Origin of the sequence: Pseudomonas xanthosomatis (assembly GCF_019139835.1) — a bacterium.
GTDB classification, from domain to species: Bacteria; Pseudomonadota; Gammaproteobacteria; order Pseudomonadales; family Pseudomonadaceae; genus Aquipseudomonas; species Aquipseudomonas fakonensis.
The window spans coordinates 5,138,035-5,158,568 of sequence record NZ_CP077075.1; the positions used below are offsets into that span (position 1 = coordinate 5,138,035).

The window sequence follows — 20,534 nt, forward strand, 5'->3', positions numbered from 1 at the left end:
GCGTAACGAGGGGATAGCCGACCGTGTTCAGTAGGTTGCGGGTGCGAATGGGCTCAGCCCAGCACGACCACGCAAGGAGGCGGAGCTACGCCGCCTACGACGCCACTGACAGGTGGTGGGTAGTGACTGATGAAGACCGGCTGCTGGCTGCCGCGCACGACCATGCCCGCGACTGGCGCGAGGGCAAAAGCGGTGGTGATCGGGCTGGCTGACATGCGGTGGGTCTTCAGGGGAAGTGGAATGTTTCGGAATATAACGGTGAATCCAGGATCCGGCAATAGCCTGTCCCGGCCTCATCGCCGGGACAGGCTAAAACCCGATCAGAACAACCAACGGTACAGCAAGTAAGCCACCACCACCGCCAGCACCGGCCGCAGCACGCGGTAGGCCTTGGGGTTGGCGCGCTTGAAGGTTTTCACCCGCGCGCTGATGACATTGCTGAAGCGCTTGCTCCAGGCATAGGCCTGGTTGATCCCGCCCACGCGCTCGTCGTCGGTGTTCTGCGGCGCGGTGGCGCGGCCGAGGAAGGCACTGACCTTGCGGTTGATGCGGGTCATCAGCGGGCTGTTGAGCGGGCGCTCGACGTCGCAGAACAGGATCACCCGGGTGACGTCGGTCTCGTTCTTCACCCAGTGCACGTAGGTTTCATCGAACATCACGTCCTCACCATCGCGCCAGGCGTAGGGCTGGCCGTCGACGTAGATGCGGCAGGCATCGGAGTTCGGTGTGGTCAGGCCCAGGTGGTAACGCAGGGAGCCGGCGAACGGGTCGCGGTGCGGGTTCAGGTGGCTGCCGCCGGGCAGCAGGGCGAACATCGCGCCCTTGACGTTGGGGATGCTGCTGACCAGCTCGACGGTCTTGGGGCACAGCGCCTCGGCCGAGGGCAGCGGTTTGTCGTACCACTTCAGGTAAAAGCGCTTCCAGCCCTTCTTGAAGAACGAGCCAAAGCCTGCATCGTTGTCTTTTTCGGCGGCGCGAATGTAACCCTCGTCGAACAGGCGCATGGCCTCCTCGCGGATGGTTTGCCAGTTATCCTTGAGCACGTCCAGCTCGGGGAAGCGCTGGCGGTCGAGGTAGGGCTTGGACGGCACGCCCGAGAACAGATACATCAGCGCGTTGTACGGGGCGAACAGCGCCGAATGGTTGACGAACTGGCGCAACACCGGCAGGCGCGCCTTGCCGCGCAGGTGCACGAACAGCACGCTGGCGACGAACACCAGCAGCACACCGGCCTTGGCGACGAAGGAAAAGGTCATGCAACACTCCTTGGAGGGGAAATCAGGCCATCCCCGGATAGCCGGACATCATAAACCCATCCGCCCCCGGGACAAACCACCGGGGGCGCAAGGCTTTAGTCACAGATTGTGCAATAAACGGCAGGAAGGGATATTGCGCCGGATCAGCGGTGGGGGCTTATCAAAACCACTGCCCGGGTTTTCTGTGGGAGCAACTGTCTTGTGCTGCCCGTTCCGGCCTCATCGCCGGCAAGCCGGCTCCTACAGGGTTACTGCTGGTTTTCCTGTTCGCTGAACAGGTCGCTGAACAGCATGCTCGACAAGTAGCGCTCGCCGGAGTCCGGCAAAATCACCACGATGGTCTTGCCCTGCATCTCCGGTTTCTCGGCCAGGCGTACCGCAACCGCCATGGCCGCGCCGCAGGAAATTCCACACAGAATCCCCTCCTCCTGCATCAGGCGGATGGCCATGGCCTTGGATTCTTCATCGGTCACCGTCTCCACCTGATCGACGATCGACAGGTCGAGGTTCTTCGGCACGAAGCCTGCGCCAATGCCCTGGATCTTGTGCGGGCTGGGCTTGAGCTCCTCGCCGGCCAGGGTCTGGCTGATCAGCGGCGAGCTTGCCGGCTCCACCGCCACCGACAGGATCGACTTGCCCCGGGTGTGCTTGATGTAGCGCGATACACCGGTAATGGTGCCGCCGGTACCCACGCCGGCCACCAGCACATCCACCGCGCCATCGGTGTCATTCCAGATTTCCGGGCCGGTGGTCTTTTCGTGAATCGCCGGGTTGGCCGGGTTTTCGAACTGGCCCGGCAGGAAGTACTGGGCCGGGTCCGAGGCGACGATCTCGTTGGCCTTCTCGATGGCGCCCTTCATGCCCTTGGCAGGGTCGGTCAGCACCAGTTCGGCGCCCAGGGCCTTGAGCACCTTGCGCCGCTCCAGGCTCATCGAGGCCGGCATGGTCAGCATCAGCTTGTAGCCACGGGCGGCGGCAACGAAGGCCAGGCCAATACCGGTGTTGCCCGAAGTGGGCTCGACGATGGTCATGCCCGACTTGAGCTTGCCGCTGCTTTCGGCGTCCCAGACCATGTTCGCGCCGATCCGGCACTTGACCGAGTAGCCCGGGTTGCGCCCTTCGATCTTGGCCAGGATGGTCACCCCGCGCGGGGCGATGCGGTTGATCTGCACCAGCGGCGTATTGCCGATGGAGTGGGCGTTGTCTGCGTAGATACGGCTCATGGCAGGGTCCTTGGGGTTCGAGTGATGCAACTGAATACGAAAGGTTAAGCCTGCGGCACAGGTGCGTAAAGCCCGTTCGAACTCGCCGCGTTCGCCTGCGGTCAACCGCTCACCCCGCCGCGGAGAAACCACCGATGAAAGCCCGCTACCGCTGGCCATTGATCGCCCTTGGCAGCCTGCTGGTGCTGCTGGTGGCGCTGCACCTGGCACTGCCATACCTGGTGCGCGACTACCTGAACGACAAGCTCGCCAGCATGGGCGACTACCGCGGCCAGGTAACCGACGTGGACCTGGCCTGGTGGCGCGGGGCCTACAAGATCAACGGCCTGAAAATCGTCAAGGTGACCGGCAACGTGCCGGTGCCGCTGCTGGATGCGCCGCTTATCGACCTGTCGGTGAGCTGGCATTCGCTGTGGTACGACCACGCGGTGGTGGCCAAAGTCATTTTCGCGCAGCCACAGCTCAACTTCGTCGACGCCGGCAACCAGCAGGACTCCCAGACCGGCCAGGGCACCGACTGGCGCCAGCAACTTGAAAAGCTGGTGCCCATCACCCTCGATGAAGTACGTATCGAGCAAGGCACCCTGACCTTTCGCAACTTCACCTCGCAGCCGCCGGTCAATCTCAAGGCCACCCAGCTGGACGCCAGCATCCGCAACCTGACCAACGTGCGCGACCCGAAGGGCCGGCGCGACGCCAGCTTCGACGCCACCGCCGTGCTGCTGGGCGATGCCCGGGTCGAAAGCAGCGCCACCTTCGACCCGTTCAGCGACTTCGACGACTTCCAGTTCCGCCTGCGCGCCACCGGCATCGAGCTGCGCCGGCTCAACGACTTTGCCAGCGCCTACGGCAAGTTCGACTTCAATGCCGGCCACGGTGACGTGGTGATCGAGGCCGAAGCGGTGAACGGCCGGCTCAATGGCTATATCAAACCGCTGCTGCGGGATGTGGATGTGTTCAATTGGCAGCAGGATGTCGAGAACAAGAACAAGGGGTTCTTGCGTTCGGTGTGGGAAGCGCTGGTGGGCGCCAGCGAGACCGTGCTGAAGAACCAGCGCAAGAACCAGTTCGCCACCCGCGTGGAGCTCAGCGGCAGCGTGCACCAGCAGGATATCAGCGCTTTCGAGGCGTTCTTGCAGATCCTGCGCAATGGGTTCGTTCAGGCGTTCAATGCACGTTACGAGCAGCCCAAGCCTGATTCCGACTGAAGCGCGTGTGACGGGCCATTCAGGGACTGAATACCCGGTCTGCGTTTTCAGTCGCCGAACCGCACGTTATAGTCATTTCAAGTTTTGAATATCGTGTCGTCTGTTCGGGCCCCTTCGCGGGTAAACCCGCTCCCACAGGTACGGTGCATTCGCTTGAAGCGGCGCAATACCTGTGGGAGCGGGTTTACCCGCGAAAGGGCCCGCACAGGCCTACCTCTGAGGATCGCTTCATGAAGTTCGAAGGCACCCGCGACTACGTCGCCACAGACGACCTGAAACTGGCGGTGAACGCGGCCATCACCCTGGAACGCCCGCTACTGGTCAAGGGCGAGCCGGGCACCGGCAAGACCATGCTTGCCGAACAGCTGGCCGCCTCCTTCGGCGCGCGCCTGATCACCTGGCACATCAAGTCCACCACCAAGGCCCACCAGGGCCTGTACGAGTACGACGCGGTCAGCCGCCTGCGCGACTCGCAGTTGGGCGTGGACAAGGTCCACGACGTGCGCAACTACCTGAAGAAGGGCAAGCTGTGGGAGGCCTTCGAGGCCGATGAACGGGTGATCCTGTTGATCGATGAAATCGACAAGGCCGACATCGAGTTCCCCAACGACCTGTTGCAGGAACTCGACAAGATGGAGTTCTACGTTTACGAGATCGACGAGACCATCAAGGCCAAACAGCGCCCGATCATCATCATCACCTCCAACAACGAAAAAGAGCTGCCCGACGCCTTCCTGCGCCGCTGCTTCTTCCACTACATCGCCTTCCCCGACCGCAACACCCTGCAGCAGATCGTCGACGTGCACTACCCCAACATCAGCCAGTCGCTGGTCAGCGAGGCGCTGGACGTGTTCTTTGACGTGCGCAAGGTGCCAGGCCTGAAGAAAAAGCCCTCCACCTCCGAGCTGGTCGACTGGCTGAAACTGCTGATGGCCGACAACATTGGCGAGGCGGTGCTGCGTGAACGCGACCCGACCAAGGCCATCCCGCCGCTGGCCGGCGCCCTGGTGAAGAACGAACAGGACGTGCAGTTGCTCGAGCGCCTGGCCTTCATGAGCCGGCGCGGTAACCGCTGACAGGAGCCGGGCCATGCTGCTCAACCTGTTCAATGAAATGCGCGCAGCCAAGGTGCCGGTGTCGGTGCGCGAGCTGCTCGACCTGCACCACGCCCTGCAAAAGCGCGTGGTGTTTGCCGACATGGACGAGTTCTACTACCTCGCCCGGGCCATCCTGGTGAAGGACGAACGCCACTTCGACAAGTTCGACCGGGCCTTTGCCGCCTACTTCAAGGGCCTTGAGAACCTCGACCGGCATATCGAGGCGCTGATCCCCGACGAATGGCTGCGCAAGGAGTTCGAACGCTCCCTCAGCGACGAAGAATGCGCGCAGATCCAGTCCCTGGGCGGCCTGGACAAGCTCATCGAGGAGTTCAAGAAGCGCCTCGAAGAGCAAAAGGAACGCCACGCCGGCGGCAACAAGTGGATCGGCACTGGCGGCACCAGCCCGTTCGGCTCCGGCGGCTTCAACCCCGAGGGCATCCGCGTGGGCGAGGCCGGCAAGCGCCAGGGCAAGGCTGTGAAGGTGTGGGACCAGCGCGAGTACAAGAACCTTGACGACCAGGTCGAGCTGGGCACACGCAACATCAAGCTGGCCCTGCGCCGGCTACGCAAGTTCGCCCGCGAAGGCGCCGCCGAAGAGCTGGACATCGACGGTACCATCGACCACACCGCGCGTGACGCAGGCTTGCTGAACATCCAGATGCGCCCCGAGCGGCGCAACACGGTGAAGCTGCTGTTGCTGTTCGACATCGGCGGCTCGATGGACGCCCACGTGAAGGTGTGCGAGGAGCTGTTCTCGGCCTGCAAGACCGAGTTCAAGCACCTGGAGTACTACTACTTCCACAATTTCATCTACGAGTCGGTGTGGAAGAACAACCTGCGCCGCACCTCGGAGCGCTTCTCCACCTTCGACTTGCTGCACAAGTACGGCGATGACTACAAGGTGGTATTCGTCGGCGACGCCGCCATGGCGCCCTACGAGATCACCCAGCCGGGAGGCAGCGTCGAGCACTGGAACGAAGAAGCGGGCTATGTGTGGATGCAACGCTTCATGGAGAAATTCAAGAAGATCATCTGGATCAACCCGTACCCGCGGCAAACCTGGGACTACACCGCCTCCACCCACCTGGTGCGCGAGTTGATCGAGGACCGGATGTTCCCGCTGACCTTACAGGGGCTGGAGGACGGCATGAGGTATCTGTCCAAGTAGGCAGGCCGGCGATGCTCTTAGCGCCAGCTCTCTTTGACGGCCTTGCGCCGCCCGCCCAGCCCCCCCCAGCCAATCACCAGCAACAGGCTTTCGACCACAAATGCCAGCACGAAGCCCGCACCCACGCCCCAGCCGATCGCCTCGGGCACCAGCAGCACCTGGTAGCTGTAGCCCTTGAGCGTCTCCTCGCGCAGCGCCGGCTCCGGTTGCACCAGCACATGCCAGGTGCGACCAAACCACGAGCCTTGCAGCGCCTGCCACTCGTGCTCCAGCAGCTGGTTGCGGATCAGCAGGCTGTCGATGCTGTTGGCATCGCTGTTGAACACCGGGTCGTCACTGCTGCGGTAATGCCGCACCAGCGCCTGCAGGTCGCCGTTGAAGAAGCGCTGGGCAGTCTGCTTGAAACCATCGAGCGCCTGGCGCGATTCAAGCAAATGCGCCTCGACCCGCTGGCTGTAGTCATTGACCAGCCCGGGCACCTGAATACCGGCCAACAGACCGAAGGTGAACAACAGCAACCGCAGGTAACTTCTGAACATTCAGCGTCCTTGGCTTTGCCCGTGGGCGACGCACTCGCCATGGCGCCACAGCGCCCATTGGCCGGGCTCGTAGCGGTTCCAGGTCTCGTTTTCGGTCAACGCCTCGGTGGCGATCACCGTGACCACGTCGTTGGGGGTGGTTTGCGTGTGAAAGTCGACGATCAGGTCGACATCCTTGAGCCGCGCCGCACCAAACGGCGCGCGGCGGGTAATGTGCACCAGCTTGGTCGAGCAGAAGCAGAACAGCCAGTCGCCGTCGCTGAGCAGGCAGTTGAACACACCCTTGCCACGGTATTCGGCGCAGGCCTCGACCAGCACCGGCAGCAGTTGCTCGGCCTCGACAGGCTCGGGGAAGGCTTCACGAATGCGGTTGAGCAAGTCGCAAAACGCCGCTTCGCTGTCGGTGTCGCCAATCGGCCGGTAGAAGGTACGCAGGCCGCTGAACTCGCCCAGCTGGCCGTTGTGCGCAAAGCACCAGTTGCGGCCCCACAGCTCGCGCACGAACGGGTGGGTGTTGGACAGGCAGACCTTGCCGACGTTGGCCTGGCGAATATGCCCGATGACCACTTCGCTCTTGATCGGGTAACGCTGCACCAGGTTGGCCACCTCCGACTCGCTGCTCGCGGCCGGGTCCTGGAACAGGCGCAGGCCGCGCCCTTCATAGAAACCGATGCCCCAGCCGTCGCGGTGCGGGCCGGTGCGGCCACCGCGCTGCATGAGGCCTGTGAAGCTGAAGACGATGTCGGTGGGGACGTTGGCACTCATGCCCAGCAGTTCGCACATGTTCGCGGCTCCGGGTTACAGACGGGGTTCGACCCGGCCCTGGCCGGGGCCGCTGCGGCGTACCGGCTCGGCAGCAGGTTCTTCGCGGTAGCGGTCCTGGCGCGCAGCGGCCACCGGGGCTTCGACCATCACTTCGTCGTCTTCCTCGGCCTGGCGCTTGGCGGCGGCGTCACGTTGTGCGCGGCGCTCGCGGGCGCGTTTTTCCAGCGGCCAGCGAATCAGCACGAAGACGATGTACAGGGCAAAGGCGAACATACCGTACATGGCAAGGTCGGAGGCAGCGCGCCAGGCGTTGTTGCCCACCTTGAACGCAACGTCCAACGCGGTGATGGCGATGGCCGGGGCGAAGCTTTCCTTGACCGGGTCGACGATGGTCGGGCTAAGCAGCAGCACGGCGACGATCACCCGCAGCGGCTCGCGCAGCCAGCGCCACATCCAGCCGGTGAACTTGAAGGCCACCAGCAGGCAACCCAGGGCGGCGACGGCGTAGAGGCCCCAGGCCAACAGATAGTCGTGTTCGGTCATGGTGTTCGTGCAAGCCAGGCAAAGAGGTGCCTATGATAAACACTTTTACCGGCGCAGGCGCCCCCTATACCCATTCAGGACCGCGCCGGCCCCATTCGCGGGCAAGCCCGCTCCCACAGGATTGCACAGGCCTCGATGGCACTGAAGCCCTGTAGGAGCGGGCTTGCCCGCGATGAGGCCGGCACAGGCTGCCCCCAATCATGAGACAGCGAATGCCCATCAAGCCCCCCCTCGCCCACCAGGCCCCCGGCAACGACCCCTACGCCTGGCTGCAACAACGCGACACCCCCGAAGTGCTGGCCTACCTGGAACAGGAAAACGCCTACCAGCAAGCCTGCCTGGCCGGCCAGTCGCCCTTGCGCGAACAACTGTTCGAAGAGATCAAGGGCCGCATCCTCGAAACCGACCTGTCGCTGCCCTCGCCCTGGGGCCCGTACCTGTACTACACCCGCACCACCGCCGGCGACGAATACCCGCGCCACTACCGCTGCCTGCGCCCGGCCGACGACAGCAACAGCGTCGACCAAAGCCGCGAAGAGCTGCTGCTCGACCCGAACGCCCTGGCCAACGGCGGCTTCCTTTCGCTGGGCGCGTTCAACATAAGCCCCGACCATCGCCTGCTGGCCTACAGCCTCGACACCAGCGGCGACGAGGTCTACACCCTGTACGTCAAGGACCTGGCCAGCGGCGCCCTGACCACCCTGCCCTTCGACGACTGCGACGGCAGCATGACCTGGGCCAACGACAACCAGACACTGTTCTTCGCCGAGCTGGACGACACCCATCGCTCCTGGCGCCTGCGCCGCCATACCCTTGGCGAAAGCGGCGCCAGCACCGTGTTCGAAGAGCCCGACGGGCGCTTCTTCCTGCACTGCTACCGCGCAAGCTCCGAACGCCAACTGGTGCTGTTGCTCAACAGCAAGACCACCAGCGAAGCCTGGGTGCTCGATGCCGCCACCCCGCAGGCCGCCTTTACCTGCCTGGCACCGCGGGTCGAAGGCCATGAATACTTCCCCGACCACGGCCAGCTCGACGGCCAGTGGCGCTGGTTCATCCGCAGCAACCAGCAAGGCATCAACTTCGCCCTGTATCACGCCCCCGCCGATGCGGTACCGGCCCGCGACGACTGGCAAGAGCTGGTGGCGCACCGCGATGATGTGATGCTCGAAGGCCTGAGCCTGAACGCCTCGGGCCTGACCCTGAGCCTGCGCGAAGGCGGCCTGCCGATCATCGAGGTACGCCCCGAGGGCCTGGCGCCCTACCGGGTCGAGTTGCCCGACGCCGCCTACAGCTTGTACGTGCAGGACAGCCTGGAGTTCGCCAGCACGCGCATCCGCCTGCGCTACGAGGCGCTCAACCGCCCGGCCCAGGTGCGCCAGCTGGAACTGGCCACGGGCGCGCAGCAGGTGCTCAAGCAAACCCCGGTGCTCGGCGCCTTCGATGCCGACGACTACGTTAGCGAACGCCTGTGGGCACAGGCCAAGGACGGCACCCGGGTGCCGATCAGCCTAGTGCGCCGCCGCAGCGACCTGGGCAAGCGCGTACCGCTCTACCTGTACGGTTATGGCGCCTACGGCGAGAGCCTCGACCCGTGGTTCTCCCACGCCCGCCTGAGCCTGCTGCAGCGCGGCGTGGCCTTCGCCATCGCCCACGTGCGCGGCGGCGGCGAGCTGGGCGAAGCCTGGTACCGGGCCGGCAAGCAGGAGCACAAGCACAACAGCTTCGACGACTTCATCGCCTGCGCCGAGCATTTGATTGCCAGCGGCGTCACCGACAGCGAACACCTGGCCATCAGCGGCGGCAGCGCCGGCGGCCTGCTGATGGGCGCGGTACTCAACCTGCGCCCCGAACTGTTCCGCTGCGCCATCGCCGAGGTGCCGTTCGTCGATGTGCTCAACACCATGCTCGACCCCGAGCTGCCGCTGACCGTCACCGAGTACGACGAATGGGGCAACCCCGAGGAGCCCAAGGTGTACGCGCGAATCAAGGCCTACGCCCCGTACGAGAACGTCAAGGCCCAGCCCTACCCGGCCATGCTGGTGATCGCCGGCTACAACGACAGCCGCGTGCAGTACTGGGAAGCGGCCAAGTGGGTGGCGCGCCTGCGCACCCTGAAGACCGACAACCACCTGCTGCTGCTCAAGACCGAGATGGGCGCCGGCCACGGTGGCATGAGCGGGCGCTACCAGGGGCTGCGCGACGTGGCGCTGGAGTACGCGTTCGTCTTCAATGAGCTGGGCGTTGTGTAAAACGGGTTTTTCGTTGTCATAGAGTTCGGTCACCCGATCCGAGGTGACGCAGTCCCTGTGGGAGCGGGCTTGCCCGCGAATGCGCCAGAGCAGGCAACCAGGTTGCTCCTGCTGACGTATTCGCGGGCAAGCCCGCTCCCACAGAGGCCCGCAGCGCTTTCCAGACATTCGAAGAAGAACAACCCATGCCCGAAGAACTGCACCTGCACGCCGAGATCCGCGACATGCTCATGGACTGCGGCCTGTTCGACACCCTCCAGCCCGGCGACTTTCTCACCGCCGCCGGCTATTTCAGCCTGAGCACCATCGACGACGGCCAAACCATCTTCAGCGAAGGCGATGCCGGCACCTTCATGTGCATCCTGCACCACGGCGTGGTGTCGGTACGCAAGACCGACGGCCATGGCGCGCAAGGCGAAGTCGCCACCCTGCGCAGCGGCCGGGCGTTCGGTGAAATGGCTGTGCTCGACGGCGAGCGGCGCTCGGCCACCTGCGTGGCCGCCAGCCAGTGTCAGTTGCTGACCTTGGGCAAGGACTCGCTGGACAAGATGCTCAACGAAGCACCGCGCATCGCCGCGCGGATCATCCGCGCGCTGGCGGTGACGCTGTCGAAGCGCTTGCGCATGCAGGACGGCCAACGCCTGGCGTAAAGCCCGCTCCCACGCTACCGCGTACATCCGTTAATTGTGATTTTTGCCAGCAAGCGCGGCACAGTCACCTATTCGACGAAGAAGGCTTGGGCGGCTCCGGCTGCAACCCCGGCAACGGCTGGTCCTTCGGCGGCCCGGGCACAGGCATCGGCGGCAACAGCGGCGCCCCTGGCTGGCCGGCGCCGGCCTTGGGCGGCGTGCTGGGGGTGATCTGCGGGTATGGCGTGGGCGTTGGCGTACCCGGGGCGCCGGGCGCGGGGCTGAGCGGCCGGGCCTGCTGGCCGGCGGCCTGGGCCATGGGCGCAGCCGCCAGCAGCAACGCGGTGAGGATTGCAGGCAACATCGGCAGCCTCCTGTCGGGAACCTGGTTACAGGCTATGCCCACTCCGGCGTTTTCGCCTGTCCGTCCACGCCACTGGCGCGCTAGACTCAAGGGCATAACCGTCATTCAAGCCTGATAATCGAAAAGGTAACACCATGAGCTCCCCCTCCGCCGCCACCGCCCGCCTCGACCGCATCCTCGCCGACGCCAAGCGCGACAAGGAAATGGGCTACCGCGACAAGGCGCTGAAAATGTACCCCCACGTGTGCGGCCGCTGCGCCCGCGAGTTCTCCGGTAAGCGCCTGTCGGAGCTGACTGTGCACCACCGTGACCACAACCACGACAACAACCCACAGGATGGCTCCAACTGGGAGCTTCTGTGCCTGTACTGCCACGACAACGAACACTCGCGCTACACCGACCAGCAGTACTTCGGCGAAGGCTCGCTGAGCACGCCCAAGACCAACATCGCCACGCACAACCCGTTCGCCGGGCTGGGCGCGCTGCTGAAGAAGGACTGACGGTCGCCCCCGGGGTCGGCAAGCCCGTATAATCGCGCTCTTTTTTGCGAAGGGCCCCGACTCGTGGCGAACAAACGGTACAGCTGCATCGGCCTGTTCAACCCCAAATCTGCCGAAAACGTAGGCTCGGTGATGCGGGCGGCGGGCTGCTATGGGGTCAATTCGGTGTTCTACACCGGCAAGCGCTACGAGCGTGCCCGTGACTTCGTCACCGACACCAAGCGCGTGCACTACGACATCCCGCTGATCGGCATCGACGACTTGCAGCGCATCATCCCGCTGGGTTGCACGCCGGTGGCGGTAGAGCTGGTGGACGGCGCACGGCCGCTGCCGGAATACACCCACCCGGACCGGGCGATCTATATCTTCGGGCCAGAGGATGGCTCGCTGAGCGAAGAGGTGCGGGGGTGGTGCGAAGAGACCATCTACATCCCGACCCAGGGCTGCATGAACCTGGCCGCGACGGTGAATGTGGTGCTGTATGACCGCATGGCCAAGGGGCTCAATACCCGCTCGGGGCCCAAGTTCAAGTAAAACGCCGCTTTAGCGCCGCCTGTACCGGCCTCTTCGCGGGCAAGCCCGCTCCCACAGGAAGTGCAATACCTGTGGGAGCGGGCTTGCCCGCGAAGAGGCCGGTACAGGCAACACAAATGCAGCCAGGTGTCAGAACAGCACCTGACTGCTCAGATCACGAAGCGTTGATCCAGATAGTCTTCAGCTCCGTGTACTGGTCGTGGGCCCAGATCGACTTGTCACGCCCACCAAAGCCAGACTCCTTGTAGCCACCGAACGGCGTGCTCACATCCCCCTCGCCGAAGCAGTTGACCGTCACCACACCGGCACGTATCTCACGCGACAAACGCAGCGCATTGCGCAGGCTGCCGGTGTAGGCCGAAGCCGCCAGGCCATAGACGGTGTCGTTGGCCAGCTCAATGGCCTCATCGATGGTCTCGAACGTGGTCACACTCAGGATCGGCCCGAAGATCTCTTCGAAGAACAGCTTGTTGTCGCGGGTGACGCCATCGACGATGGTCGGCTGCACGCGCAGGCCTTCTTCGGTCTGGCCGCCCTGCACCACGTTGAGCTTGTGCTCGGCGGCGTAGTCCAGGTACGACTTGACCTTCTCGAAGTGCGCCTTGCTGACCATCGCGCCCAGGCGGTTGTCCGGGTCCATCGGGTCGCCCAGTTTCCAGTCCTTGAGGTGCTTGGCCATCAGGCCCAGCAGCTCGTCCTTCACATCCTTGTGCACGATCAGGCGCGAGGACGCCGAGCAGTTCTCGCCCATGTTCCAGAACGCACCGGCAGTGACGAACTCGGCGACTTCGTTCAGGTCCTCGCAGTCGTTCATGACCACGGCCGGGTTCTTGCCACCCAGCTCCAGGACGATGCGCTTGAGGTTGGACTCGGCGGCGTATTTCAGGAACAGGCGGCCGGTGTCGGTGGAGCCGGTGAAGCTGACCATCGGGATGTCCATGTGGCGGCCGATGGCCTCGCCCACTTCACGGCCACCGCCAGGCACCAGGTTGAACACCCCAGGCGCAATGCCGGCCTGGTGCGCCAGCTCCACAACGCGCAGGGCGCTCAAGGTGGTTTCCTTGGCCGGCTTGACCACGATCGAGCAACCGGCGGCCAGCGACGGGGCGATCTTCCAGGCCAGCATCAGCAGCGGGAAGTTCCACGGCAGCACCAGGCCAACCACGCCGATGGCTTCACGCACCACCATGGTCACGGCAGCGTTGCCGGTCGGGGCGGTAGCGTCGTAGATCTTGTCGATCAGCTCGGCGTGCCAGCGGATGGTGTGGATGGTTTCCGGCACGTCGACGTTCTGGCACTCGCTGACCGGCTTGCCGCTGTCCAGCGCTTCCAGTACCGCCAGTTCGTGGGCGTTGTCTTCGAGCAGTTGGGCGAACTTCTGCAGCACGTGCTTGCGGTCGGTCGGCTGCATCTTCGACCAGCTGCCTTCTTCGAACACGCGCTTGGCTGCAGCCACGGCCACGTTGACGTCGTTGACGTCACAGGCGGCGATTTCAGCGAGCTTTTCGCCGGTGGCCGGGTTGGTGGTGACGAAGGTCTTGCCCGAAATGGCATCGCAAAATTCACCGTCGATGAACGCCTTGGTGCGCAGTTGCAGGCCGGCGGCGATGGCCGCGTATTGTTCCTTGCTCAGCAAATCAGCCATGTCTGCAGGCTCCTTGTTTGATCTGTGCGACGGTGGCCTTGAGTTCGCTGACCACGCGCTTGAGTTCTTCTTTCTCGCAGGCGTCTAAGTCGTACAGCGGCTTGCGCACGCCGCCGGTCTTCAGGCCGTTGAGGGCCACGCCGTTCTTGATTGCCTGGACGAACTTGCCACCTTCGAGGAAGTCCATCAGCGGCATCATCGCGGCCATGATCTTGCGGCCCTTGTCGAAGTTCTTCTCCAGCACGCAGGCCTCATACAGGGCTACGTGTTCGCGCGGGATGAAGTTGGAGCCGGCGCACACCCAGCTCTGCGCGCCCCAGGCGAAGAATTCCAGGGCCTGGTCGTCCCAGCCGCAGGACAGCTGGATGTTCGGGCGCTTGATGGCCAGGCGGTGCAGCTGGGCCATGTCGCCGGAGCTCTCCTTGATGGCGACGATGTTCTTCACGTCGGCCACGGCGTCGAAAAACTCCTCGCCCATGCTCACGCTCATGCGGCCCGGGTAGTTGTAGAGCATGATCGGCAGGCCGGCAGCGGCGTCGACTGCTTTGACGTGCAGGGCGATTTCCTGCTGGGTCGGCAGGGCGTATGGCGGGGTGCCCACCAGCAGTGCGTCGGCCTTGATTTCCTTGGCGTGGCTGGCGAAGGCCACGGCGTCTTCGGTGCGAATGCCACCGGTGCCGACGATCAGTGGCAGGCGGCCGTTCAGCACGTCCTTGGCCTGGGCGGCCAGTTCGATGCGCTCCTGGGTGGTGTGGGCGTAGTACTCGCCGGTGGAGCCACCGATGATCACACCGTGGATCTTCGATTCCACCAGGTACTCGAGCACCTCGGCGAAGGCCGCCTTGTCGATCGAGCCGTCAGCGGCCAGGGGGGTGATTGCCGGGGTGTAGATGCCGTCGAATTTCATGGGGGTCTCCGTTGTTTCTTGTGCAGTTGTTCGTTTTCGGAATTTGCCGGGGCCACCCCGGCAAGGGTGGTTCAATTCAGCGAAGCAGCTTGTTGCAGGTTCAGCGCGCGGGTTTCCGGCGCCAGGGCAAGGGAGAACGCCAAACCGACGAACGTCACCACCGCCGCGGCGTACATGGTGGTGCCAATGCCGTAGCTATCCAGCGCCATGGGCACAAGCCAGGTGCCCACCGCCGCGCCGATGCGCGACATCGAGGTGCCCACACCCACCGCGCAGGCGCGGATTTCGGTGGGGAACAGTTCGTTGGGGTAGACCAGTTGCAGCACTTGGGCGCCGCCGATGAACAGCGCGTAGGCACCGAACAGCACCAGGATGAGCATTTCGGCGCCATTGCTGAACGCGCCCAAACCCAGCAGGGCCAGGCCCGACCAGAAGAAGCTGTGCAGCAGCGTGGTGCGCCGCCCGAGGGTGTTCAGAAGGCGGGTGCCGATGATGCAGCCGACCACGAACAGGAAGGTGATCGCCACCGAGCCGATGGAGGCCCAGTCGCCCTTGAGGTTGAGCGCGCCCAGCACCTTGGGTGCGAAGGCGTACACGGCGAACACCGGGATCACCGAGCAGGTCCAGAACATGGTGACGAACAGCATGCGCTTGCCATAGCCGGCGTGCAGCAGGCTCAAGAACGACAGCTTGCGGGTCTTGGGCTCTTCGGGCAGGTTGCGCAGCGAGAAATCGTTGCCGTACACCACCTTGATCACCTGCTCGGCTTCCTGGCTGCGGCCCTTGCTGAGCAACCAGCGCGGCGACTCCGGGGTGCCCAGGCGGATGATGAACAAAATCGCACCGATCACCGCAGCGCTGGCCAGCACCAGGCGCCAGGCATCGTCACCGCCCTGGCGCAGCAGCGCCTCGCCCACCACGTAGGCCGTGGCGGCGCCGGCAAACCACAGCACGGTCAGGGTGGCCAGGCGCGGGCCGCGGTTCTTCTTGGGCAGGAATTCCACCAGCAGCGAGGTGGCCACCGGGTACTCGATGCCCACGGCAATGCCGATGACAAAGCGCAGCAGGAACAGCGCCAGCGCCGACTCCACCCACAACTGGGCCAGGGAGGCGAGGATGAACAGGGTCGGGCCGACGAAGAACACGCGCTTGCGGCCGAAGCGGTCAGTCAGCCAGCCACCGAAAAAGCCCCCGAAGAAAATCCCGATCAGTGCCGAGGCTGCGATCATGCCCTGCCAGAAGCTGCTCAGGGACAGGCCTGCGGCCATCTGCACCATGGCCACGCCGATGATGCTTAGTACATAACCGTCGACAAACGAGCCACCGCCCGAACGGATAGTCAGAAATTGGTGAAAGCGGTTAAGCGGAACATCTTCGATTGATACAGGGGTGTTTGTCATTGTTTTCTCCAGCCGACATCAAACGCAGCCTGTTTTCAGGGCGAACGAACCCGCGACGCCGAAATAGCCTTTCAGCCCCGTGAAGTTCGAAGTTGCCCTTCAAACAGAAACAGCACGCAATAGAACGCTTGCGCCGGGTAATCAATACCCAGCCGGTACTTCCTTAACTTTACTGCCTTGCTTTAATTAACTTTCTTTGCCGGCGCGGAACTGGCCCCATTTCAAGTTGAAGTTCAAACCCAGTGAGGTCAACGCTGCCGGCGGGTTGGCGCACGGCCCCGGCGAGTTCAGCACAAAGTCGATCAGCTCGTTCTTTTCACCGGCCAGCCAGTCGGCCAGCAACTTGCCGGTGGCGGTACCGCGGGTCACCCCCAGGCCGTTGCAGCACAAGGCGCCGTATACGTTCGGCGCCAGCTGCCCGAAGTACCCCAGGTGGTTGCGCGACATCGCCAGCGCCCCGCCCCAGGTGTATTCGAACGGCATGCCCGAGAGCATCGGGAAGCGCCGTTCGAACGAGTCGCGGTGGCGTGGGGCAAAGCGCTGCAGGTATTTGCTCTGGGCGCGCCCGTCGGGGTTGAAGCTGAAACTGTTGCGCACCAGCAGGCGGTTGTCCGGGGTGCGCCGCACCGTGGTGCCGAACGGGTCGGCCGGAATCAGCCCCCAGTAAGGCTTGCCGCCCAGGCGCGCCTGCTCCTCGGCGTTCATCGGCCGGGTCAGGCTTGCGTAGGTGAACACCGGCAGCATGCGGCCCTTGAGAAAGCCAAAGCTCATGCCGAAGGCGTTGGTGGTCAGCAGCAGCTTGTCGGCGGTTATCGAGCCGTTGGCGTGCTTGAGCACGGTCTTGGCGCCGTACTCCACCTCAAGGATCGGGGTGTTCTCGTACAGGGTGACGTTGGCCGGCAGGCTGTCGGCCAGGCCCTTGACCAGCGCCGCAGGCTGGATCAAAGAGGTGCCGGGGGTGAACAGGGCCTTGCGGTAGAAGTGCGTACCGATGTGCTCGGGCAGCTCGTTCTGCTCGATCATCTGCCAGGGCTGGCCGAGCTTGTCGAGGCCGCGGCGGTAGGCGTCGAGCACGGCGATGCCGCGCGGTTCCACGGCGGCCTGGTACTTGCCGCAGTGTTTCATCTGGCAGTCGATGCCATAGCGCTCGACCAGCTCTTTAAGGTAGTTCTGGCCGCTCAGGTTGAGCTCGAGCACGGTCTTGGCGATGCCGATATCGCCGATGTAGTCGTCGGCGCCAATATCGTGGGGCAAGTCGATGGCAAAGCCCGCGTTGCGACCTGAAGAGCCGAAGCCCACTTCCTGGGCCTCGAGCAGCACGATCTGCTCGTCCGGGAAGTGCTCGGCCAGCTGGCGTGCAGCGGCCAGGCCGGTGAAGCCGGCGCCGACCACCACCCAGCGGGCGTGGCTGTGGCCGCTGTGCGCAGGTTGGATGCGCCGGTCTTTGCTCAGGTGGTACCAGCCGCAGGTGCTGTCATCGGCGGGCAACGAGGTGATCTTCGTCATTTCAGGAACCAGATATTGTTGTTAGGTCTGTTCCTCACCTGCCCCTTGCAGCAAGGGGCGGTGGAGAGCGTCGGTGCTACAGGTTCAAAGCCACATCCATACCCTGCGGCGCTGCGTACTCGGCCATGCGCCGGCGCGACAGCTCCATGTGTTCACGCACCAGGCGCCCGGCGGTTTCCGGGTCGCGGCGTTCGATCGCCTCGATCATCTGGTCGTGTTGCAGGCAGGCCAGCTCAAGGTCGGCCTGCATGTCGGTGGTGGTCGGGTGACGGTAGAAAATGGTGCCCAGGCGGGTGTGGTCGATCAGCACCCGGCGCAGGCTTGGCATCAGGTATTCGTTGTGCGCCATCTTGCCGATTTCCAGGTGGAAGGCGTCGTTGTAGATCACCCGGTTTTCCACGTCGCGCTCGACGATGGCCTGGCGGAACTGCTCCTGGATCGCCTTCAACACCTTGATTTCGGCAGCCGTGGCGTAGGTTGCCGCCAGCTGTGTGGTGGCCACGTACAGCAGGGGCGCTGCCAGAAAGAAGCTGTGCAGCGAGTCGTGGTTCATCGCCGCAACCCGGGGTGCGCGGTTGGTTTCCAGCTCGATGTAGCCTTCGGCGGCGATCTGGCGCAGCAGCTCGCGCACCGGCGGCCGCGACAGGCCGAACTCTTCGCAAAGCGCCAGTTCATCTACCACTGCGCCCGGTGCCAGCTCCATGCTCAGGATGCGCCGGCGCAACGCGTCGGCGAGCACGCCCTTGCGGTCGAGCGGCGCATCACCGGTCAGTGGGTGGACATCAGCAGTGGCTTTCATGGCGGCCTTTTTAGTTGTCATTGGCTTGTGTCTACTGTTTGTATAATGACTATAGGTGAGCGTTAGACAATGTGTCTACAGCTTTTTCGATGAGCGGTTTCAGACGGGCAAAAGCCCTTTGTGAGCCTGCGGCTATTTCACCACATACAGCGGCGACCGTGCCCGCGCCCATGGAACGATATCGGTAAACCGACGCTTATCCGCTGACGACAGGCTCGTGTCCGAATGCGACGATTTTCAGTACCACGATCAGGCAAGTTCAGCAGCGCAAAGCCATGAATCTGTTGGGTCGCTGGGTATTCTGGCTGAATTTTTTAGGTATACACAAAGAATACAACCTGATTGACCACCCTCCGATCCCGTGCCAACCTGCTGCGCAACAGCCATCACTCCGACTGCCAGAGCAACGGGGGTGTTCATGAGAAGCGGCAAGAACGACCTGTACGAAGACTTGAAGCACCAGATCCTGACCATGGAGCTGGACCCCGACCAGTTGCTCGACGAGCTGGGCCTGAGCGAGCGCTATGGCCTGTCGCGTACCCCGGTGCGTGAAGTGTTCCGCCGCCTGGCCGGTGAAGGCTACCTGGACATCCAGGAAAACCGCGGAGCCCGGGTGGCGCCAATGAACCACTCGACGCTGCGCAATTTTTTTTTGGTGGCGCCCATGGTGTACGCCGCCATCGGCCGCCTGGCGGTGCACAACTACAAGCCCGGCCAGTTGCGTGAACTGTGTGCCACGCAAGAGCGCTTTCGCCGCGCCAGCGCCGAGCACGACGCCCGCGCCCTGGTGGTGGAGAACAACCGCTTTCACGAAATCATGGGGCAGATGTCCGGCAACCCCTACCTCGAACCGAGCCTGGGGCGCCTGCTGATCGACCATGCGCGTATCGGCAACACGTTTTTCCGCCCGCGCAACAGCCAGATGGAACGCGACCTGGCCTTGGCCGTGGCGCACCACGACAGCTTCATCGAAGCCTTCGGCCGCCACGACGAAGGCGCGGTGGTGGACCTGGTGTTCGAACACTGGGAACTGTCGCGCTGCAACATGCAACTGTACATCGCCCCCCAGGGGTTGGTGGACGACCTCGCCGCCAGCATCAAGGGCGGCTGAGGGCTCGCCGGGCAGTGCCCGGTGCAATACCGATTGAGTAGTACGCAACCCTGACGGGCTGTCTTGCCCGGCTGCGGATTCGCGCAGGTGAAATTCGACAACGACAACAACAAAGGGCCGCTAACGCCCGTTTCCACACCTCGAAGGAGCACTACATGAATCGTATCCGCAAGGCGCTGTGCGCATTGGCAATGGTCGGCCTCGGGCTGTGTCAGGCCCATGCCGACGAGAAAGTCATCAAGATGGGCACCATGGCCTGGGAAGACATCATGCCGATCAGCGGCATCACCAAGAAGGCCCTGGAAAACGCCGGCTACAAGGTCGAGCTGACCACCTTCTCCGAATGGGGCATCGCCTACGCGGCGCTGACCAAGGGCGATGTGCAGATCCTCGCCTCGCAAATCAACTACGTAGCCAAGGACTACTGGGACAAGAACCGAAACCGCCTGGAGAAGATCTCCCCGGTGTCCCACGGCCTGTACCAAGGCATCGCCGTGCCCAAGTACGTGAACATCGATTCGGTCGAGCAGCTCAACGCCAACGCCGACAAGTTCGGCGGCAAGATCATCGGCATCGAGCCCGGTGCGGGGCTGATGGGTGAAGCGGCCAAGGCGGTGAAGGACTACGACCTCAAGCTCAACCTGGTCGAGGGCAGCACTGCGGCCATGACCGCCGCGCTCAAGTCTGCGGTCGATCGCAAGGAGTGGGTGGCCGTAACCCTGTGGGAGCCGACCTGGATGGCGATCAAGTACGACACCAAGTTCCTCGCCGACCCCAAAGGCATCTTCGCCCCGCCACAAACCTACTACTGGATCGGCCAGAAAGGCTTCAGCGCAAACCAAGCCAACGCCGAGGCCCGCGAAGTGCTGGCCAGCGTCTACGTGCCACTCAAGGATATCGGTGACATCAACCAGGCCGTCAACGACGGCAAGACCATGGACCAGGCGATCAAGGACTGGACCGACAGCCACGGCGATCTGCTCAAGCGCTGGGCCAGCATGAAGAAGTACTGATTCAGGCGTAACAGCCTTTGCCACTGCCGAACTTGAACACAAGAACACACCAGAAAACCTCTGGTTCGGGTGCAC

General features: G+C 63.7%; 20 protein-coding genes. 9 read left to right on the plus strand and 11 right to left on the minus strand.

The window, feature by feature from the left end; all coding sequences use genetic code 11:
* Window positions 1-320 precede the first annotated feature (320 nt).
* Window positions 321-1,256 (minus strand): aspartyl/asparaginyl beta-hydroxylase domain-containing protein, encoded by a 936-nt coding sequence (locus KSS93_RS22630; RefSeq protein WP_217886064.1) that lies wholly within the window; start codon window positions 1,254-1,256, stop codon window positions 321-323.
* A 248-nt stretch (window positions 1,257-1,504) separates the two neighbouring features.
* The gene (gene cysK / locus KSS93_RS22635; RefSeq protein WP_217886065.1) at window positions 1,505-2,479 is read right to left on the minus strand and encodes a cysteine synthase A; all 975 of its coding nucleotides are present in this window, start codon (window positions 2,477-2,479) and stop codon (window positions 1,505-1,507) included.
* Between the two features lie 134 nt (window positions 2,480-2,613).
* On the opposite strand from cysK, the gene KSS93_RS22640 reads away from it, so the two are divergent.
* The 3 genes from KSS93_RS22640 (at window position 2,614) to KSS93_RS22650 (ending at window position 5,955) form a co-directional block, all read left to right on the plus strand.
* Window positions 2,614-3,687: a DUF748 domain-containing protein gene (locus KSS93_RS22640; protein WP_217886066.1), complete on the plus strand. Its 1,074-nt coding sequence runs from the start codon at window positions 2,614-2,616 to the stop codon at window positions 3,685-3,687.
* Between the two features lie 230 nt (window positions 3,688-3,917).
* The gene (locus KSS93_RS22645) at window positions 3,918-4,763 is read left to right on the plus strand and encodes an AAA family ATPase (protein ID WP_217886067.1); all 846 of its coding nucleotides are present in this window, start codon (window positions 3,918-3,920) and stop codon (window positions 4,761-4,763) included.
* 13 nt (window positions 4,764-4,776) lie between these two features.
* A complete protein-coding gene (locus KSS93_RS22650) occupies window positions 4,777-5,955 on the plus strand; it encodes a vWA domain-containing protein (RefSeq protein ID WP_217886068.1) in 1,179 nt (392 codons plus the stop codon).
* Between the two features lie 17 nt (window positions 5,956-5,972).
* Here KSS93_RS22650 and KSS93_RS22655 read toward each other — a convergent pair whose 3' ends face one another.
* From KSS93_RS22655 to KSS93_RS22665, 3 genes are read right to left on the minus strand one after another with little or no spacing between them, the layout of a single operon-like run.
* The gene (locus KSS93_RS22655) at window positions 5,973-6,494 is read right to left on the minus strand and encodes a DUF2937 family protein (RefSeq protein ID WP_217886069.1); all 522 of its coding nucleotides are present in this window, start codon (window positions 6,492-6,494) and stop codon (window positions 5,973-5,975) included.
* The gene (locus tag KSS93_RS22660; RefSeq protein ID WP_217886070.1) at window positions 6,495-7,277 is read right to left on the minus strand and encodes a class II glutamine amidotransferase; all 783 of its coding nucleotides are present in this window, start codon (window positions 7,275-7,277) and stop codon (window positions 6,495-6,497) included.
* A 15-nt stretch (window positions 7,278-7,292) separates the two neighbouring features.
* Window positions 7,293-7,802 (minus strand): MFS transporter, encoded by a 510-nt coding sequence (locus KSS93_RS22665; protein ID WP_217886071.1) that lies wholly within the window; start codon window positions 7,800-7,802, stop codon window positions 7,293-7,295.
* A 212-nt stretch (window positions 7,803-8,014) separates the two neighbouring features.
* Between KSS93_RS22665 and KSS93_RS22670 the strand changes: the two genes are divergently transcribed.
* Together KSS93_RS22670 and KSS93_RS22675 are read left to right on the plus strand one after the other, a co-directional pair.
* Window positions 8,015-10,051: a S9 family peptidase gene (locus tag KSS93_RS22670; RefSeq protein WP_217886072.1), complete on the plus strand. Its 2,037-nt coding sequence runs from the start codon at window positions 8,015-8,017 to the stop codon at window positions 10,049-10,051.
* Between the two features lie 185 nt (window positions 10,052-10,236).
* Window positions 10,237-10,701, plus strand: a complete 465-nt coding sequence (locus tag KSS93_RS22675; RefSeq protein WP_217886073.1) for a cyclic nucleotide-binding domain-containing protein — start codon at window positions 10,237-10,239, stop codon at window positions 10,699-10,701.
* 64 nt (window positions 10,702-10,765) lie between these two features.
* On the opposite strand, the gene KSS93_RS22680 is transcribed toward KSS93_RS22675, so the two are convergent.
* Window positions 10,766-11,044, minus strand: coding sequence for a hypothetical protein (locus KSS93_RS22680; RefSeq protein WP_217886074.1), 279 nt, complete (start codon window positions 11,042-11,044; stop codon window positions 10,766-10,768).
* A gap of 134 nt (window positions 11,045-11,178) precedes the next feature.
* Between KSS93_RS22680 and KSS93_RS22685 the strand changes: the two genes are divergently transcribed.
* Together KSS93_RS22685 and KSS93_RS22690 are read left to right on the plus strand one after the other, a co-directional pair.
* Complete coding sequence (locus KSS93_RS22685) at window positions 11,179-11,544, plus strand: YajD family HNH nuclease (RefSeq protein ID WP_217839824.1); 366 nt, start codon at window positions 11,179-11,181, stop codon at window positions 11,542-11,544.
* A gap of 63 nt (window positions 11,545-11,607) precedes the next feature.
* The gene (locus tag KSS93_RS22690; protein ID WP_167059483.1) at window positions 11,608-12,078 is read left to right on the plus strand and encodes an RNA methyltransferase; all 471 of its coding nucleotides are present in this window, start codon (window positions 11,608-11,610) and stop codon (window positions 12,076-12,078) included.
* A 154-nt stretch (window positions 12,079-12,232) separates the two neighbouring features.
* Here the strand turns inward: KSS93_RS22690 and KSS93_RS22695 are convergent, their stop codons facing one another.
* From KSS93_RS22695 to KSS93_RS22715, 5 genes are all read right to left on the minus strand, one after another.
* Window positions 12,233-13,723: an aldehyde dehydrogenase gene (locus KSS93_RS22695; protein WP_217886075.1), complete on the minus strand. Its 1,491-nt coding sequence runs from the start codon at window positions 13,721-13,723 to the stop codon at window positions 12,233-12,235.
* Window positions 13,716-14,630: a dihydrodipicolinate synthase family protein gene (locus KSS93_RS22700; protein ID WP_217886076.1), complete on the minus strand. Its 915-nt coding sequence runs from the start codon at window positions 14,628-14,630 to the stop codon at window positions 13,716-13,718. The genes KSS93_RS22695 and KSS93_RS22700 overlap by 8 nt, the downstream gene beginning before the upstream one ends.
* A 71-nt stretch (window positions 14,631-14,701) precedes the next feature.
* The gene (locus tag KSS93_RS22705) at window positions 14,702-16,030 is read right to left on the minus strand and encodes an MFS transporter (RefSeq protein WP_217886077.1); all 1,329 of its coding nucleotides are present in this window, start codon (window positions 16,028-16,030) and stop codon (window positions 14,702-14,704) included.
* A 186-nt stretch (window positions 16,031-16,216) separates the two neighbouring features.
* A complete protein-coding gene (locus KSS93_RS22710; protein WP_217886078.1) occupies window positions 16,217-17,536 on the minus strand; it encodes an NAD(P)/FAD-dependent oxidoreductase in 1,320 nt (439 codons plus the stop codon).
* Between the two features lie 76 nt (window positions 17,537-17,612).
* Window positions 17,613-18,335, minus strand: a complete 723-nt coding sequence (locus KSS93_RS22715) for a GntR family transcriptional regulator (RefSeq protein WP_217886079.1) — start codon at window positions 18,333-18,335, stop codon at window positions 17,613-17,615.
* A 418-nt stretch (window positions 18,336-18,753) separates the two neighbouring features.
* On the opposite strand from KSS93_RS22715, the gene KSS93_RS22720 reads away from it, so the two are divergent.
* On the plus strand, window positions 18,754-19,446 hold the full coding sequence (locus KSS93_RS22720) for a GntR family transcriptional regulator (protein ID WP_217886080.1): 693 nt from the start codon (window positions 18,754-18,756) through the stop codon (window positions 19,444-19,446).
* 155 nt (window positions 19,447-19,601) lie between these two features.
* Window positions 19,602-20,459: a glycine betaine ABC transporter substrate-binding protein gene (locus KSS93_RS22725; RefSeq protein ID WP_217886081.1), complete on the plus strand. Its 858-nt coding sequence runs from the start codon at window positions 19,602-19,604 to the stop codon at window positions 20,457-20,459.
* Window positions 20,460-20,534: the final 75 nt, after the last annotated feature.

Coding starts and splice junctions, on each gene's coding strand:
- KSS93_RS22630 (WP_217886064.1), bottom strand. CDS start 1,256: ATGACCTTTTCCTTCGTCGCCAAGGCCGGTGTGCTGCTGGTGTTCGTC.
- cysK (WP_217886065.1), bottom strand. CDS start 2,479: ATGAGCCGTATCTACGCAGACAACGCCCACTCCATCGGCAATACGCCG.
- KSS93_RS22640 (WP_217886066.1), top strand. CDS start 2,614: ATGAAAGCCCGCTACCGCTGGCCATTGATCGCCCTTGGCAGCCTGCTG.
- KSS93_RS22645 (WP_217886067.1), top strand. CDS start 3,918: ATGAAGTTCGAAGGCACCCGCGACTACGTCGCCACAGACGACCTGAAA.
- KSS93_RS22650 (WP_217886068.1), top strand. CDS start 4,777: ATGCTGCTCAACCTGTTCAATGAAATGCGCGCAGCCAAGGTGCCGGTG.
- KSS93_RS22655 (WP_217886069.1), bottom strand. CDS start 6,494: ATGTTCAGAAGTTACCTGCGGTTGCTGTTGTTCACCTTCGGTCTGTTG.
- KSS93_RS22660 (WP_217886070.1), bottom strand. CDS start 7,277: ATGTGCGAACTGCTGGGCATGAGTGCCAACGTCCCCACCGACATCGTC.
- KSS93_RS22665 (WP_217886071.1), bottom strand. CDS start 7,802: ATGACCGAACACGACTATCTGTTGGCCTGGGGCCTCTACGCCGTCGCC.
- KSS93_RS22670 (WP_217886072.1), top strand. CDS start 8,015: ATGCCCATCAAGCCCCCCCTCGCCCACCAGGCCCCCGGCAACGACCCC.
- KSS93_RS22675 (WP_217886073.1), top strand. CDS start 10,237: ATGCCCGAAGAACTGCACCTGCACGCCGAGATCCGCGACATGCTCATG.
- KSS93_RS22680 (WP_217886074.1), bottom strand. CDS start 11,044: ATGTTGCCTGCAATCCTCACCGCGTTGCTGCTGGCGGCTGCGCCCATG.
- KSS93_RS22685 (WP_217839824.1), top strand. CDS start 11,179: ATGAGCTCCCCCTCCGCCGCCACCGCCCGCCTCGACCGCATCCTCGCC.
- KSS93_RS22695 (WP_217886075.1), bottom strand. CDS start 13,723: ATGGCTGATTTGCTGAGCAAGGAACAATACGCGGCCATCGCCGCCGGC.
- KSS93_RS22700 (WP_217886076.1), bottom strand. CDS start 14,630: ATGAAATTCGACGGCATCTACACCCCGGCAATCACCCCCCTGGCCGCT.
- KSS93_RS22705 (WP_217886077.1), bottom strand. CDS start 16,030: ATGACAAACACCCCTGTATCAATCGAAGATGTTCCGCTTAACCGCTTT.
- KSS93_RS22710 (WP_217886078.1), bottom strand. CDS start 17,536: ATGACGAAGATCACCTCGTTGCCCGCCGATGACAGCACCTGCGGCTGG.
- KSS93_RS22715 (WP_217886079.1), bottom strand. CDS start 18,335: ATGAAAGCCACTGCTGATGTCCACCCACTGACCGGTGATGCGCCGCTC.
- KSS93_RS22720 (WP_217886080.1), top strand. CDS start 18,754: ATGAGAAGCGGCAAGAACGACCTGTACGAAGACTTGAAGCACCAGATC.
- KSS93_RS22725 (WP_217886081.1), top strand. CDS start 19,602: ATGAATCGTATCCGCAAGGCGCTGTGCGCATTGGCAATGGTCGGCCTC.